The organism is Acetobacter sp. DmW_125128 (assembly GCF_008704325.1).
Lineage (GTDB): Bacteria > Pseudomonadota > Alphaproteobacteria > Acetobacterales > Acetobacteraceae > Acetobacter > Acetobacter oryzifermentans.
The window spans coordinates 1-15,145 of sequence record NZ_VHOP01000043.1; the positions used below are offsets into that span (position 1 = coordinate 1).

Genomic DNA, 15,145 nt, shown 5'->3' on the forward strand with positions numbered 1-15,145 from the left:
ACTGCTTCCGGCTTTCACTCCCAGTCAATGCGCCAGTTTCTTTACAGCCTCTGGATATGAACCAGATTAAAGTGGAACCGCTCTAGCCTTATTGCATCAGGCGGTATGCTGGATTTTGGCATTGACATGCCTATTGATGTTTCTGGTGCCGTTTATAATCAGGAATCCATAGAACAGATCACATTATCTTCAAAATCTGGCAACTTGCATGTCAAAGACATTGCAACTGTTAGCCGGGGCTATATTGATCCGCCATCCAGTATTGTGCGGTATCATGGCAAACCAGCACTCATTATCGCCGTGGCAATGGCAAAAGATGGTGATGGCCTTACCTTAGGTAAAAAACTAAATACCGAGCTAGATAAAATAAATAGTGAACTGCCAACAGGTTTGAAATTTGTTCAAGTTGAGGATCAAAGTAAGGTTATTAAGGAAGCCGTAAATACATTCCTGTTAAAATTCTTTTTTGCGCTTCTGGTTGTACTGGTTGTAGCATTTGGAACACTCGGATTTCGAAGCGGAATGGTTGTGGCATTTTCAGTGCCGCTTACCTTATCTTTTGTTGCACTATACATGAAAATATCTGGCATTGGTTTAGAGCGTATTTCTCTGGGTGCTTTAATACTATCCCTCGGCCTATTGGTTGATGATGCTATTATTAGTATAGAAGCCATGATTGTGCAGTTATCCAACGGTGCCAGCAGAGAGGATGCTGCATCCTACGCGTGGGAACACACGGCTTTTCCTATGCTTACAGGCACTTTAATAACAATTATAAGCTTTTTACCTGTTGGAATAGCTAAATCTACAACAGGTGAATATGCTGGTGAGATTTTCTGGGTAAGTGCTGCTGCACTGCTTTGTAGCTGGGTTGTAGCCGTAATTTTTATACCTTTGCTTGGAGTATGGTTTTTACCACAACCGCAAAATACATTAGAAAATACACCGTCTTTAGAAACAAAAAGCATTCTTGCTTTACGTAAAATTCTTGAATGGGTTGTTGTTAGAAAAAAAACCGTTTGCGCTGTAACTCTTACTCTTCTTGTTATGGCAATATTGGGCACATCTTTGGTTAATCAGCAGTTTTTTCCTCTATCTGATCGCCCCGAACTGATTGTTGATGTTGCATTACCCCCCGGAAGTTCACTTAGTAAAACCAATAAAATTGTAAGCGATATTGAAAGCAAGATATTATACTTGCCATCTTTGGCTCATATTGAAACACACATCGGAGATGGCGCCCCCAGATTTTACCTGCCTTATATACCAGCCAGCCCAAGTGCTTCACATGCAACATTGCTTTTAGTTGCTACAGATTTAAATGCTCGGGAAGAGCTCTTCAAAAGTATAAAAAATTTCGCGAATGCTACTCCCGCAAGCCTTCATGTGCAAAGGCTTTCTTTGGGGCCAACGGCTGATTTTCCCGTGCAATATCGCATTATTGGCTCAAACATAGATAAAATTATAAATATATCGCATGAAATAAGAGATATCCTTAAAAATACATCCGGCACATCTGATGTACAAATTGATTGGGGCAATCGTACACTCTCTGAATCATTTCAACTGGATTCAGAAAAAGTGGCTCATTTTGGAAGTAACCGTATTGCCATTGCACAACAAATGCAGGCTTTTCTTTCTGGAGAAGAGGTAGGTAAAATTTTTAATGCGGATAATCATCGCAGCCTAGTTATCCGTGCAGAAGAAAAATTCCGTCATAATCCACAATTATGGGGGCTGCTTCCAATACAAACTCAAATGGGAAATGTATTTCTGGGCCAATTAGGGTCTTTGGAAATTAAACAGATTTTCCCTGTGATATGGAGAAGAAATGGAGAACCATGCATAACAGTTCAATCTGATGTTATGCCGGGTATTGAGCCCTTGGAAATTGTAGAGCAGATAAAACAGAAAATAGATAACATAAAAAAGCATCTTCCATATGGTTATAGGGTAGAAGTAGGGGGAGACGCCGAACTTTCTGAAACAGCAAATGATGCCATATTTGCTTTATTGCCCCCAACAATTGGTATCATGCTGCTTGTTTTAATGCTGCAATTGCAAAAATTCAGCCGTGTTGTGCTGGTTTTATGCTCCAGCTTTTTGGGGCTGATAGGTGCCGTATTGGCTTTACTTATCTTTAAAGCACCATTTGGTTTTGTTGCCTTGTTAGGTTTAATTGCTTTGGCCGGAATGATTATGCGCAATACCATATTACTGGTAGATCAAATAGAATATAACAAACACAATGGTTTAACGCTAAACGCATCTGTTATTGATGCAACAATATTGCGTGCACGCCCTGTTATACTTACCGCTCTGGCCTCTGTTTTTGCCTTCATTCCGTTAGCATTTAATATTTTTTGGGGGCCTATGGCCATTGTCATGATTGGGGGATTGAGTGTTGCTACATTTCTTACTCTTCTTTCCTTGCCAGCTTTTTACTTGGTTATATTTAGTGACAAACAAAAAGATAAGGCTGCACAATGATTTTTATGTTTTCTAAATCCCAGAAAAATAAAATTGTATTGTTATTGCCAGTCGCATTTCTGGAGGCATGCTCCTTACAGCCTAAAACATCACTCCCAAAAGTAACATTACCACAAGCTTGGGAGAATACACCGGCCCAACAGTTTTATGGCAAAGCACAAAAAGACTGGTGGCAGAACTTTCATCAGCCAAAATTGAATAACCTTGTAAGTATTGGGTTGCAGGAAAATATTGATATCAATATTGCGTATGAAAAACTGCAAGCATCTCGTATTGAAACAAAAATAGCCTATGCAGCAAATATGCCCGAAATTAACGGCACAGCAGGGTATAGCAGAAATTATACATCTACAGCAGGCATAGGAGATGTATTGCGGCCTTTATTAGGGCTAGATCAAGGTGGTTCTTACCTAGAACCTAAAGGAGTTTCTTATAGTAATTTTAATACGGGTATGTTTGCATCATGGGAACTAGATTTATGGGGGCGCTATAAATTGATGCGAAAGGTGGCTGATGCCAACCGTCAGGCCTTTCAAGATGATATTGAGGCTGTGTCTCTTTCATTTGAGGCAGAAATCTGCCGTCTTTATTTTCTTTGGGTCAACCTTACCCAAATGGTAGAGGTTGAAAAAAAAGCATCGAATATTTTAAAAGAAATAGAGACCATAAATAACGCCTCGTACCAAAGGGGCTTGATATCACAAACAGTTCTTCTTGAACAAAGCAATCAATTTCATAAGGTTTTTATGAAGTATCAGGAACTGGATAATGCGCAACAGGCTGTACGTCGAGCGCTTTCCGCTCTGGTATACAACCGTCCTGATGCTTTATCTGTGAATGATCAGAGTTTCTCACCTATTGATTATACTCAGATCACACCAGCACCTTTAAAAATTCCGTCCGTATTGGTACAAAGCCGGCCAGATATTCATGCGGCTGAGCAAAGATTGCACGCGGCTTCGGCTATGGTTGGTATTGCTAGAGCAGACTTTTACCCTCGCATTACGTTTTCCGGCGAATTGTCGATAGATGCGTTAACATTAACCGAGTTCGGGTGGGGGGCACGAAATACCCAATTTGGCCCAACGCTGACTTTACCTATTTTTGAAGGTGGCAAAATTGCGCGGCAAGTGGAATTGCGCCAATCCGAACTCAAAAACGCTGGGCTGGAATATAAACGAACAGTGCTAAATGCATGGAAAGAAACAGAAGATGCACTCGCCAATTATAATATGACACGCGCACAGTACGGCGATGCTGCGCAGATGGCTGAAAATGCAAAAATAAGTGAAAAAAGGGTAGGGGCTTCTTACCGTCGAGGAGATGAATCCAAAGTAGAATTTCTTGTCAGCCAGCTCGCAAGCCTAGATTGTGAGATCGAGCTTTTGAACATGCAGCAACGTTTGATGGAAAATTACATTCGCCTATATGTCGTTTCAGGCGGGTAAAGTGTAGCTCTATCAAGAGCTACACAGAAGCCAACGCCAACCCTTCAGCAACAGAAACAAACTCCCCACCCAATTCAACCCGATCTTCTCCAAATCGAGAGGTAAAGAGTTGCCTAACTGCTGGCACAAAAGATGTGCCCCCAGTTAGAAACACCCGGTCAATCTGCTCTGGAGCCAGAGAGGCTTGACGAAGCGCTTGGTCAATACCTTCACCCAGTTTGGCAATGTCTGGGGCAATCCAGCGGTTAAAATCTGCACGAGAAACGGTTGTTTTAATATCTAGACCGGGCTGCGAGAAAGAAAGCTCAGCACTTTCAGCAGAGGACAAAGCGCGTTTGGTAGCGGAAACTGCATTGTAAAGTTCCTGCCCATGCTGTTCACGAATAAGCTCGATCAGGTTTTTTAACTTTTCCGGTTCAGAAGCTGTTCGGGCAACATCTGCAATCTCGTTAAGAATACGCGGTGTGCGCATAAGAGAGAGACGGTGCCAGCGTGCTAGAGAATGATACCACTCAATAGGCACCGGAAGAGGCTCGCCGCCCATGATGCGGAACGTGCAGTCACGTCCAAGGTAAGGGGCCACAACATTATCAATAATACGGAAATCAAACTGATCCCCAGCCAACCCCACACCTGTATGGCCAAGGGGTTGCGCCCGTTGGTTGCTGGCGGGGTCAAAACGCATGATCGAAAAGTCACTCGTGCCGCCGCCAAAGTCTCCCACAAGCACTGTTGCGGGCCGATCCAACCGCTGCATAAAGCGCCAGCCAGCCGCTTCTGGCTCCATCATAACGCTAACATCGGCAAACCCTGCTTGCTTAAATGCCGCCCGCAACCGAGCTTCACCCAAAGCATTATCTGCATTTTCGCCCACAAAATGGACCGGCCGCCCAACCGTAACATGGCATTCTGCCGGGGTAATATCTGTAAGCGCCATCAATTCCCGCAGGAAAGTGGCAATCAGATTTTCCAACGAAAGGCGCTGGCTAAATACCTGTGTCTCACGGAAGCTGGATTGAGCCAGGTAGGACTTCATGGACATGATAAGGCGCGTTTCGGACGGATCATCAAGATGCGCCTCAACAGCATAAGCGCCTACGGCACGTTGGAGCAGCCGCCTGCCACCTTCCATTTCTTGCCACAAAGCAAGGAGTGTGGGGCAGGTTTCAGAGGAACCGCCATCCGGTGTGGGGAATGAAATGGTCTGGATGGTACGATCAGGACGTGCGATAACGATGACGCTATTGGTCGTACCGAAATCAATGCCGATCTGGATGGGGCGGGCTGAAATAGTCATGGCTGGCGGAAAATAGTGCCCACTTGGCATACTGTCTATGCCTCTGATGCGCTACTGCGCCAGATATCTGCGTTTTCCTAATAAAGAACGGGATATTAGTTCAGGGCATGAGTTGGAACAATCACCTTCAACGCACCATCCGGCAGGGGCCGTTGCAGTTGAAGGGCTTCTTCTGCTGGCGCATTCATCCATATATCCAATTCTTCCGGCTGTGTGAGAATAACTGGCATAGCCTTGGGATGGATTGCCCCAACTTCTCGGTTGGCTTCTGTGGTCAAAAACCCAAAGAGGTCATCCGTTGTTTCTCCGTCCGCCAATTTGCGCACGGATGTCCACTGGCACCAGATACCTGCAAAAAATGCCAAAGGCTCATCATCATTACGAGCAAACCATATGGGTTGTGATTTACCATCTGGCAGGCGCGTGGGTTCAGAAAAAGCTGTAAGTGGCACAAGACAGCGATGCGCTACATGCTCCCAACGTTTCCACCACAGAGAGGCCGGGTGACGAATGTTGGTCACACCCCGGTCTACCTTATGCCCCTTAAGATAATTTGGAGGCGTAGGCATACCCCAGCGCGCCATCATCAATTCTCGCCCTTGCGCAGTATTGCGCACAATTGGCGCCATTGTGTTGGGGTAAATATCTGGCAAAGGCTGAAGATTGCCAGTGAGATCTACCGCCACCTTTGCAACCTTGCAAATGGCCTGTGGGTTGGATGTCATGGAATAGAGATTACACATCTGCTTGCTCCAAAGGCACATTAATCCATAAGATGACCATGCGGCTGCTTTAACGCTTCTATCAGTTCAAGTGCATTCTGTGTGGCTGCACCAAAGGTGGTATTATCATAAATTGTCCACACATCTGCGCCATCTGCGTTCAACGTAGCAACGCTGTTTGCATGCGCCTGCACAGTTTCTACACTATACAGTGACTCATAAATGCGCGGAGAACCGTGTAGCCGAAAATAGGCGATCCCATTCCAACCTCCGGGCAGTGCGGCAGAAGCAAATCTGGCCGGATCTGCCGCAACCCGTGAGACATGCTGCCTTTTCAGCATCTTATCAACTTCTGGCTGAAACCAGCTCTCATGCCTTGGTTCCAGCACAACAGGGCCGTTGATTATGGCTTTCAAATCATGAAGAAACTGTTCTGCAATCTCTCCAGGATAAGCAAAATTTGGAGGTAGCTGAACCAGAATGGGGCCGCGCTTATTGCCTAAACCACTGGTTTCCTCAGCAAAACGTGTAACAAGATCCTGACATCCCACAAAACGCTGCTCATGCGTAATTGCCTTGGGGAGTTTGATGGAAAAGCGGAAATCTGGCGGTACGCTTGCTGCCCAGCGCACGTAAGTTTTTTGCTGATGAGGACGATAGAAACTGCTGTTAATTTCCACAGCAGAAAAACGCGTACCGTAGCGTTCAAGATGCGTGCCGGCTGAAGGAAATTCTGCGGCAAGTTTGCTTGGAACCGACCAGCCCGCAACACCGATGCGAATAGGCATAATAATCTGCCTTAATGTCCTAAGGTTAAAAGAAGGCCCTGCCATTTTGCAAAATAATTTGTTTCTGGTGATAATCTTGCAGTGCTTTGTGATGAGTTACGCTGATAATTGTACACTGCGGCAAGAGGGTTAGCAGCGCATCGTAAAGGTAGCGTTCATTGGCAGTATCCATGGCAGACGTGGCTTCATCCAGAAACAGAATGGAAGGACGAAATAGAAAGGCCCGTGCCAAGGCCAAACGCTGCTGTTCGCCACCAGACAAAATATTCTCCCATACTTGCTCTTCATCCAGACGAGATACGTATTCCCCCAGATTAACCGCATGAAGGGCGGCCTCATAGGCGTGCAGGTTATGTTGCTCTAGGGGTAAGGGGTAGGAAAGGGCTTGCCGTAAAGAGCCCGTTGGTACGTAGCTTTGCTGCGGAACAAACATAGCCTTTGCACTGTTAAGGCACACATCTCCACTGCCATAAGGCCATAATCCGGCTAAGCTGCGTAAAAACGTGCTTTTTCCGCTGCCTGATGCACCATAAATAGCCCATCGCTCACCCGCTTGAAATGTTAGGCTGCCAAAGTCCAGCAATGTTTGCCCGGAAGGCAGATTAAGAACCAGATTATGGGTTGAAACTGTATTTTCGTTTGTGGGTTTGCACACAATGCCTTGAGTAGGCTTCTGCTGTATTATGCGTTCAAATTCAGCAAGACGTTGCAATGTAGAACGTAAACCGGCCAGATCCGTGTAATTATCAATAAACCATTGCAAACTTCTTCGAACCTGCATGAATGCGGCATTAATACGCGCATAAGTGCCAAACGTAAGTGCATGCGCCATAATTTTGGGCACAAGCAAAACCCATAAAATAATGGAAGCTGTTTGATTATAAAACGTTCCTACAAAATTAGCGCGCCATGTGTAATGCACAACCTTGCGCCAATTTTTGGCGATGTGTGCAAGATGGGTAGAAAACCGCAGATGTTCAGCGTCTTCCCCTTTATAAAAAGCAACCTGCTCAGAATTACGCCGCAAATCAAGCAGGCTTGCACGCAAATCAGCATCATAATGTTGTTGCTGATAATCGGCATGAACTAAGGGGCCACCTACTTTTTCTATAAGCAAAGAAACCAATACGGTAACAATAACTGTTCCAAAAAACAGATAACCGGGAATATGATAAACATGCCCCCAAAGCGGCACAGATAACGTGCCGCCGATTTCCCATAAAACAATAGAGAATGACAGCAGCGTCATAACCGCCTGAATAGCATCCAACCCCAGTTTGAGGACAAGGGTTGTCATTTGCGCAAGGTCATCTGCAATACGCTGGTCTGGGTTATCTGCCTGCGTGGCATCATGCTCCAAACGGTAATAGGTGACATTTTTTAGGTAGCGTTGAAGATAGACCTTTGTGTTCCATAAGCGCCAACGCATGGAAAGGATCTGTGTCAGGTAAGTTTGCAGCACGTAAATGCCAGCCGAAAGAGCGCAAGCCGCAATATAAATCGGCAACATGCCCAAGGCGTTGCGCACATGGAACGCAAAAAAGGCATCAAAAAATTTCTGATCCCAAATACCAAACCATACGGCCGTACGCACATAAAGCAGAGAAAGCCCAATAATCAGGCCCAGCAGGCCCCATGCTTTCCACTTTTCTGCGGACATCCAAAAAGGAAACAGGATTTTCCAGTCCGCAAGAGAGTGGGAAGGAGAAGGTTTATCAGTACGTAGCACGAAGCGTTGCCATAAAATTACGAGGGGCTGCGGGAAAGTTGAACTGCCATATACCACTGGCGCGTTCGTAATAATGGCGGTTTGTCAGGTTATACGCATTTAGTTGCAGGCGCAGGTTACGGTTGATTTTATAACCAATCATGCCGTCCATTGTCATGTATCCGCCCTGTACGGTTGTGGCGTAACTTCCGCGTAGATTGCTGTTGGCATCTATTCCAACCCCTATGTTCAGGTCTTTCAGCCGTCCATCTGGCACAGTGTAATGCACCCAAGATTTGAACATGTGATGTGGGGAATAAACACCGCCAAAATCGCTTACGCGGGAATTGGAAACTTTGGTGTCCAAGTACGTATAACCAATAGACACATCCAGATTAGGCAGGATTTGCCCATCAATCTGCATTTCCCACCCTTGGCGGCGAATAGGCCCGGTAGTGACGTAAAATTGCGAATGCAGCGGATCTTGCACCGGTTGGTTTACGCTCTCCATCCGGAACAGTGCAGAAGAAACATTCAACCGACCATGAAAATATTCTGCCTTAAAGCCCGTTTCAATCTGGTTGCCACGCTGGGGCGTTAGCCCGCCACCGCGATAGGTTTCCTTCCCCACAGAAGGAGTGAAAATACTGGAGTAACTGGCATACCAAGAGATATGAGGCGTAATTTGGTAAACAGATCCAAGGTAAGGTGTCAGCTCTCCATGTATATTGGATGTTGTCTGCCATTGTGTTGCTGGTGCAGGAGCAATATCGCGGAGTTTCTCGTAATAGCGTGAGGCACGCCCGCCCAGAATAAGAGAGAGCTTTTTAGTCAGCTCAAACCGCAGTTGGCCATAAAATCCCCATTGATAGGCGTAATCATCCGTACCCCAGCCATTGGCGTTTGTGGCATAGTTAAAACAGCTTGCCGCAGGTTTTTTAACAACATCCGTGTTGTTTATGCTCACATCGTTATAGATGGCGTTACAGTTGTTGTTGGCATACTGCGTAACCTGTTCGTACGAATTATAATTGAAGCCGAAAAGCGCATGATGCATGCGGTTTAGAAAATGGAAACTGCCTTGGGCATAAATATCCGCAGAGCGTGATGCGTTCGTACCCTTAAAAGCGGAAATACCTTGATCCCGATACTGTAGGGTTCCTGTGGTGGGGTCTATCTGGTTCCATGGTTCATTATAAAGCGTATTATAGCTTTGATCATAAAACGTGCCGCGCGCGGTTGCAGACCAATCCCCCCAGAGTTTCTGGTTAAGTGAGGCAATGGTCTGCTGTGTCATGTAATTGGAATATCCCCAGCGCTGGCTGGGGTTTGCAGAGCGGCTGCCAGACCATAACGTATTGGCCGTTGTAAGCGGCAAACCGTAATAAGGGGCCTGATTATCCTGCTGTTGCGCAGCGTGAGAAACCATAAAGGTGGTGCGCGGGGTTATATCCCACTCCAACACCCCATAGGTTTGCCATTTGCGGGTATGGGCGTATTTGTAAAAGTAATTATTATCTTCAAACAGATCCGCCGTGCGGAAACGAAGAGTTTTGGATTTGTTGAGCGCTACCGTCATATCCACATCTGCACGGTAGTTGTTAAAACTTCCAACGCTGGCAGCGCCGGTTAGCGCAAAATCCTGCCCCGGTTTTTTGGTAACTTCATTTACAACGCCACCCGCGCCACCAGCCCCCTGCAAAAGGCCCGAAGACCCACGCAACACCTCGATACGATCATACATGGAAAGATCAAAACTGGCGTTATTCAGCGTTCCGGAAGCATTTGGCGTGCCGTCCACAGAAGTTGTAAGCTGGTACCCGCGTGAGTAGAAATTTGAATTGGCCGTAGAAGCTGGCATAACGCGAATACCGTTAATCTGGCGCATGGCGTCTGTCATTGTCAGCATGTTGGAATCTTCCATACGCTGCTGTGTAATAACAGATACAGACTGCGGAATATCCTTCAGCGCAACAGGCGTTTTCCCCCATGCTTCTATTGTTGGCACGGTGTAGGAATGCCGGGTGCCAGATCCATATACGGTAATATTCTGATGGGTTGTTTCAGCAGACGCATGATTTACCGAAGATGAACACGCGCATGAAGACCCAGAAGCACTGCACTTTTTAGGCGCATTGGCTGAGGTTGGTTTGCAAGCGGTGGGCAGGGAAGCAGCCGAGGCTGGCGCACAAATAAACGAAAGACCGCCTACCATAACCCCAAAACATGGGAGTATTCGAAAAATACGAGACATACATATCTGTCCTGACAGCGTCATACATAAAGGCTGACAGGGCAAGTTGATGTATCCAGCACATAAGGCTGGTTCCCGCATTAAGGCGGGAATAACAGTTGCTATATTACAAATAGCAGCCGCAAAAACGTGTTCCTGTCAGTAAAGACATGACAGGAGCAGAGGCGGCCCACGTGTATGGGGAAGACCCGTAAAAACACCGGCAGGCGGGGCCCGTGGTGCACGATCATGATAGATCTGCCGCTTTGCCAACAGCATAATGCTTAAAGCAACAAAAACTCCAATAAAGACAATATCGGGCAGTTGCAGTAAGGGGCAAAGAGGGCAGAACCCGTTATCATCATGCGAATGGTGTGCGGGATCATGCCCTTCATCATCCGCAGGCATTACCATGGCATCATCCATATCAGGACATGCCGGGCTTTTAAGTGCAGGGCCAATATGAAGGCCAGTAAGGCGTTCAAGCGTAACACGGGGCATTTCCCCAAGCTGCGCATGGCTTTGAAGAAAAAGCTGCCCGACAAGCCCCACCATTACACAAATGGCCACCAGCCATCGGCTGGCAAACAGGCGCATTTTTGCGTGCATGGTGGCTGATCTAGACAAAAATCCTCTCCAAATTGTGTACTTGTTAAAGGAAGATAATTTGCCTTTTGTCAAGGAAGAGTGGTTGGCGTGATCATGTTACACGTAAAAAGCACGGTATAATCTGGCACAAGCCAGGGGTCAGCAGGGCTGTTCTGTTGTGTGGGCAGGTATAGCTGCTCCTATATCAACTCTATCGCTTTTGCGAATGAAGGAGCGTAACCCAATAAAAGGCCTGCATGAGGCTTTTATCGGCTTCCTGTATTTCGAAATCGAATTCAGGCCTGATTGTTATTCCTACAAAGAGGAAACAAACCATGTCAGCTTACAGCATTTTACGGACTGCCATTGAACAGAAAAAAGCCGTGGCTTTTACGCTTCATGACAAGCCGCAGCTAGGCTCACCTCACGCTCTGGGCAAAGGAGATGGCGTAGAAAAGGTGCTGATGTATCGTGGTGTAGATACACACGAAAAGCGTGTACCTGCCCAAGGGCAGTGGGATTGCCTTGCCGTATCTGACCTGAACGATGTGAAGCTGCTTGCTGACGAGCCGTTTCACCAAGGCCACCCGGATGCCACACAGCGCGCTGGTATTCGTGAAGTGGATATCGAACTTTAAGATCGCCCTGTTTATCGGCATCACTTAATTTGATGCCGATAAAACCCTTATACAGTTACCAGATGACTAAACATTATTTCCACAAATGATGGAAATGGTGCAGGGGGCCGTGCCCACGCCCGACATCAAGCGTATCACTCGCTGCAAGCGCACCATGCAAATATGCTTTTGCTCCTCGCACGCTCTCTTCAACCGATTTAGAAGGGAGAAGAGCCGCTATTGCAGCAGAAAGCGTGCAGCCTGTGCCGTGGTCATTACGTGTGCAGATGCGTGGTGCTGCAAACTCAATAATTTTTCCAGCGGAACCATAAAGCAGATCAACACTCTGCGTTGATCCTTCAAGATGTCCCCCCTTTAACAAAACCCATTCCGAACCCAGCTTGGCCAACTCTTTTACCCGTAAGCGCATTTCATCCAGCGTCCATACGGGGTGAGCATTCAGCAAAACACCTGCTTCTGGCAGGTTGGGGGTAATAAGCGTTGCAAGCGGCACCAAAAAGTCTCTGATAGCACTTACCGCGTTGCTTTCCAGCAGGTGATCTCCACTTTTGGCCACCATAACAGGATCAAGCACAATATTTTTTGCACCATGATAATGCAGGCGGTCTGCAATAACCTCAGCAATGCTGCTGTTAGGAACCATCCCTATCTTCACCGCATCCACCCGCACGTCATCAAACACGCTATCAATCTGTTCGCCCACAAATTGCGGGTCTAGGGCCACAAAAGAACGCACGCCTTGAGTGTTCTGGGCCACCACAGCCGTAATGGCCGCCATGCCATACGCCCCCATAGCCGAAAATGCTTTAATATCTGCATGAATTCCAGCGCCTCCTGTGGGGTCGGTGCCGGCAATACTCAAAACATTGGCGATCATGGTCAGGCAATTCCCTTTTCGCAAGAACGTAGCTTCCTGCCGCGAAATTCCAGCAAAAAAAGGATAGGGTGGCCAAACCTGTCCCTTCGCCGGCATAACCCGGATCAGGTTCAAAGGGTCATTGCGCTGCCTTTTGGCCTTGCAATATCTCAGCTCCATGTCGGAGCCCCCCTCGGTAACACGCAACGTATCAGGGCAAGGGGCTTTATGCACGTAATATTAACGGTAGGTTTGGAGGACGTCTTCAGTTTTACAGCGGCCTGTGTGATATCCATATCTTTGACACCATGAGAGGCAGGTGTTCTTAGAATTACGGTATAAAAGAGGTTAGAACAGGCTTTTTACGGAATAATGACTATCCATGACTTTTAGCATACGTACGGCGTGTATTAAGGATGCGCCTGTTCTTCCGCTCATTGAAAAATCCGCCGCGCAGATTTTTCGGCAAATTCCTTCATTAAGCTGGATAGCCGATCACGCGGTTTTGCCGGTGGATACGCATTTTGCTGCCATAACCACAGGCACAAGCTGGGTTGCTATTGATAAGCAGGGTCACCCAATTGCTTTTCTTTGTGCGCAAATATACGCGCAGGAATTGCATATTCTTGAAATATCCGTTTGCAAAAAAGAGCAGGGGCGGGGCATAGGCACCGCGCTGCTTTACACGGCATGTAGTTGGGCAAAAACATATGGCCTTAGAGCCGTCACTCTGACGACTTTTCGTGATCTACCGTGGAATGCGCCTTTTTATGCGCGTCTCGGTTTCAAGATACTTCCAGAAGGCTTAATAAGCCCAAGGTTAGCGGCTATATTACAGGATGAGGTAAAAAGTGGTTTTTCCAAACAAACCCGCTGCGCCATGCAATTGAACCTGAGCCACTTTAAGCCCGCATAATCTGCTACAAGCCTATTATAGCACAAATGGCAATCCAGCAGCCGCAAAGCGTAGTATCCCAGCCTTATACATTGAAATGGCTGGGATATTCACACAGATTTTTATTTTTGCAGTACAGGCGCAGAAATGGCGACGCCGTTTTCCCATGTTTCAATAATTTTGTCGGCATTTGCAATGTTGGTTGCGGGGTTACCGGTAACAACTAACACATCAGCCCGTTTGCCCGGCGCCAATACGCCACGGTCAGAAAGATCCAGCAGATCTGCTGCGTTCTGTGTGGCGATATGAATAGTCTCTAAAGGTGTCAGGCCGGCCTGCACTGTAAGGGCCAGTTCCCGATGTTCTGCTACGCCGGGCACTCGTAAAGGGGTGGCGCCGCTATCTGTGCCAAAGCCGATTTTTACGCCCGCATCATGCAATGTTTTCAGGTTTTGCAGGTTCATTGCCAAAGATGTGCGGGCAAAATCGGCCTGTTTGCCCGTTTTGTGCTGCGCCTGCCATGCTGGATCGTTAATCTGTTTTTGTAGAGGGCCAGAAAGACCGGCTGTTGCAAAGGGTGTTTGCGTCCACGGTGCGCGATCAGCCCATGCCGTGGTGGCTTCATCAAGCTGAAGGGTGGCAATATACCAGATCCCGCGGGCTTTAAGCGTTGCAATCAAATCCGGTGTAACGGGTTTGTCTCGTATGCCGTGGGCCAGAATATCCACTCCAGCGGCCACAACATGCTGAGCATCTTCCAGATCATGAATATGCGCCGCCACACGGAGCTTGCGTTTATGGGATTCCTCTACAACGGCGGCAATAACATCCGGGCTCATTTTAACAGGCAGTGTGCCATCAAAATCATCAACCCAGATTTTAACCAGATCCGTGCCTTCATCTGCCATTGTGTCCACGGCTTCTCGGGCTTCATTGGCGGTTTTCGGGCGGAAAAGCTGGTTGGGAGCCACATTCACAGGCGGCGCACCATTGGGAACACCAATACCTTGATCAACACCGAACAGATCAGCCGGGGTTTTACCCGCATGTGCTTCCTTACGGAGCGGATCAAACACATCTGGCACGTTATTACCCAGCGCCGTAACCGTGGTAACACCATAACGACGATACTGACCAAGCGCCGCCATAATATTGGCGCGTGTATAAAACTGAGAACCCGTGGTAACGCCCTCATACTGTCCAACGTGGCTGTGATCGGAAATAATGCCGGGCAGAACGGTATCTCCTGCACGACCCAGCACTTTGGCATCTTTGGGAATATCCACATTCTTGCCCACCGCAAGAATATGCTCTCCCTGCATCACAAGCGTTCCATCTTCTATGGGGGCTGCTCCGGTGCCATCCACAATACGCACATGCGTAAGCGCAATAGGGGGAGATGAGGCAGCAAGCACCGGCGTTGTTATAAAAAGAGAAGTTGTGATGAAAAGCATACGGCGCATATTGATCTCCCTAATAGCA

The 15,145-nt window shown here is 47.2% G+C and carries 12 protein-coding genes and 1 riboswitch; of the genes, 4 read left to right on the plus strand and 8 right to left on the minus strand.

Going from position 1 to position 15,145, the window contains the following annotated elements:
* Positions 1-105 precede the first annotated feature (105 nt).
* Complete coding sequence (locus FKW19_RS12250) at positions 106-2,490, plus strand: efflux RND transporter permease subunit (RefSeq protein ID WP_238331358.1); 2,385 nt, start codon at positions 106-108, stop codon at positions 2,488-2,490.
* Positions 2,487-3,938, plus strand: coding sequence for an efflux transporter outer membrane subunit (locus FKW19_RS12255; protein ID WP_238331357.1), 1,452 nt, complete (start codon positions 2,487-2,489; stop codon positions 3,936-3,938). The genes FKW19_RS12250 and FKW19_RS12255 overlap by 4 nt, the downstream gene beginning before the upstream one ends.
* Before the next feature lie 19 nt (positions 3,939-3,957).
* Here FKW19_RS12255 and FKW19_RS12260 read toward each other — a convergent pair whose 3' ends face one another.
* The 6 genes from FKW19_RS12260 to FKW19_RS12285 are packed head-to-tail and all read right to left on the minus strand — an operon-like array spanning position 3,958 to position 11,283.
* On the minus strand, positions 3,958-5,274 hold the full coding sequence (locus tag FKW19_RS12260) for an Hsp70 family protein (protein WP_089179015.1): 1,317 nt from the start codon (positions 5,272-5,274) through the stop codon (positions 3,958-3,960).
* 56 nt (positions 5,275-5,330) lie between these two features.
* Positions 5,331-5,978, minus strand: a complete 648-nt coding sequence (locus FKW19_RS12265; RefSeq protein WP_089179014.1) for an SOS response-associated peptidase — start codon at positions 5,976-5,978, stop codon at positions 5,331-5,333.
* A gap of 20 nt (positions 5,979-5,998) precedes the next feature.
* Complete coding sequence (locus FKW19_RS12270; RefSeq protein ID WP_089179919.1) at positions 5,999-6,745, minus strand: DUF72 domain-containing protein; 747 nt, start codon at positions 6,743-6,745, stop codon at positions 5,999-6,001.
* A 25-nt stretch (positions 6,746-6,770) separates the two neighbouring features.
* On the minus strand, positions 6,771-8,531 hold the full coding sequence (locus FKW19_RS12275) for an ABC transporter ATP-binding protein/permease (protein ID WP_089179013.1): 1,761 nt from the start codon (positions 8,529-8,531) through the stop codon (positions 6,771-6,773).
* Entirely contained in the window at positions 8,461-10,788 is a 2,328-nt protein-coding gene (locus tag FKW19_RS12280; RefSeq protein WP_089179012.1) for a TonB-dependent siderophore receptor, read from the minus strand. Before FKW19_RS12280 ends, FKW19_RS12275 begins: the two co-directional genes overlap by 71 nt.
* A gap of 57 nt (positions 10,789-10,845) precedes the next feature.
* On the minus strand, positions 10,846-11,283 hold the full coding sequence (locus tag FKW19_RS12285; protein WP_035353767.1) for a DUF2946 domain-containing protein: 438 nt from the start codon (positions 11,281-11,283) through the stop codon (positions 10,846-10,848).
* A 326-nt stretch (positions 11,284-11,609) separates the two neighbouring features.
* Between FKW19_RS12285 and FKW19_RS12290 the strand changes: the two genes are divergently transcribed.
* Positions 11,610-11,912, plus strand: coding sequence for a hypothetical protein (locus FKW19_RS12290; protein ID WP_006115485.1), 303 nt, complete (start codon positions 11,610-11,612; stop codon positions 11,910-11,912).
* A 73-nt stretch (positions 11,913-11,985) separates the two neighbouring features.
* Here the strand turns inward: FKW19_RS12290 and thiD are convergent, their stop codons facing one another.
* Positions 11,986-12,789, minus strand: coding sequence for a bifunctional hydroxymethylpyrimidine kinase/phosphomethylpyrimidine kinase (gene thiD / locus FKW19_RS12295; protein ID WP_089179011.1), 804 nt, complete (start codon positions 12,787-12,789; stop codon positions 11,986-11,988).
* Between the two features lie 63 nt (positions 12,790-12,852).
* A riboswitch (TPP riboswitch) is annotated at positions 12,853-12,972 on the minus strand.
* 178 nt (positions 12,973-13,150) lie between these two features.
* On the opposite strand from thiD, the gene FKW19_RS12300 reads away from it, so the two are divergent.
* Positions 13,151-13,684, plus strand: coding sequence for a GNAT family N-acetyltransferase (locus tag FKW19_RS12300; RefSeq protein ID WP_089179010.1), 534 nt, complete (start codon positions 13,151-13,153; stop codon positions 13,682-13,684).
* A gap of 101 nt (positions 13,685-13,785) precedes the next feature.
* Here FKW19_RS12300 and FKW19_RS12305 read toward each other — a convergent pair whose 3' ends face one another.
* Positions 13,786-15,126 carry an amidohydrolase family protein gene (locus FKW19_RS12305; RefSeq protein ID WP_089179009.1) on the minus strand — a complete coding sequence of 447 codons (1,341 nt, stop codon included), beginning with the start codon at positions 15,124-15,126 and terminating at the stop codon, positions 13,786-13,788.
* Positions 15,127-15,145: the final 19 nt, after the last annotated feature.

Excerpts from the sequence above, each read along its gene's own strand:
- FKW19_RS12250 (WP_238331358.1), top strand. The coding sequence starts at position 106 with ATGCTGGATTTTGGCATTGACATGCCTATTGATGTTTCTGGTGCCGTT.
- FKW19_RS12255 (WP_238331357.1), top strand. The coding sequence starts at position 2,487 with ATGATTTTTATGTTTTCTAAATCCCAGAAAAATAAAATTGTATTGTTA.
- FKW19_RS12265 (WP_089179014.1), bottom strand. The coding sequence starts at position 5,978 with ATGTGTAATCTCTATTCCATGACATCCAACCCACAGGCCATTTGCAAG.
- FKW19_RS12270 (WP_089179919.1), bottom strand. The coding sequence starts at position 6,745 with ATGCCTATTCGCATCGGTGTTGCGGGCTGGTCGGTTCCAAGCAAACTT.
- FKW19_RS12280 (WP_089179012.1), bottom strand. The coding sequence starts at position 10,788 with ATGCGGGAACCAGCCTTATGTGCTGGATACATCAACTTGCCCTGTCAG.
- FKW19_RS12285 (WP_035353767.1), bottom strand. The coding sequence starts at position 11,283 with ATGCGCCTGTTTGCCAGCCGATGGCTGGTGGCCATTTGTGTAATGGTG.
- FKW19_RS12290 (WP_006115485.1), top strand. The coding sequence starts at position 11,610 with ATGTCAGCTTACAGCATTTTACGGACTGCCATTGAACAGAAAAAAGCC.
- thiD (WP_089179011.1), bottom strand. The coding sequence starts at position 12,789 with ATGATCGCCAATGTTTTGAGTATTGCCGGCACCGACCCCACAGGAGGC.
- FKW19_RS12300 (WP_089179010.1), top strand. The coding sequence starts at position 13,151 with ATGACTTTTAGCATACGTACGGCGTGTATTAAGGATGCGCCTGTTCTT.
- FKW19_RS12305 (WP_089179009.1), bottom strand. The coding sequence starts at position 15,126 with ATGCGCCGTATGCTTTTCATCACAACTTCTCTTTTTATAACAACGCCG.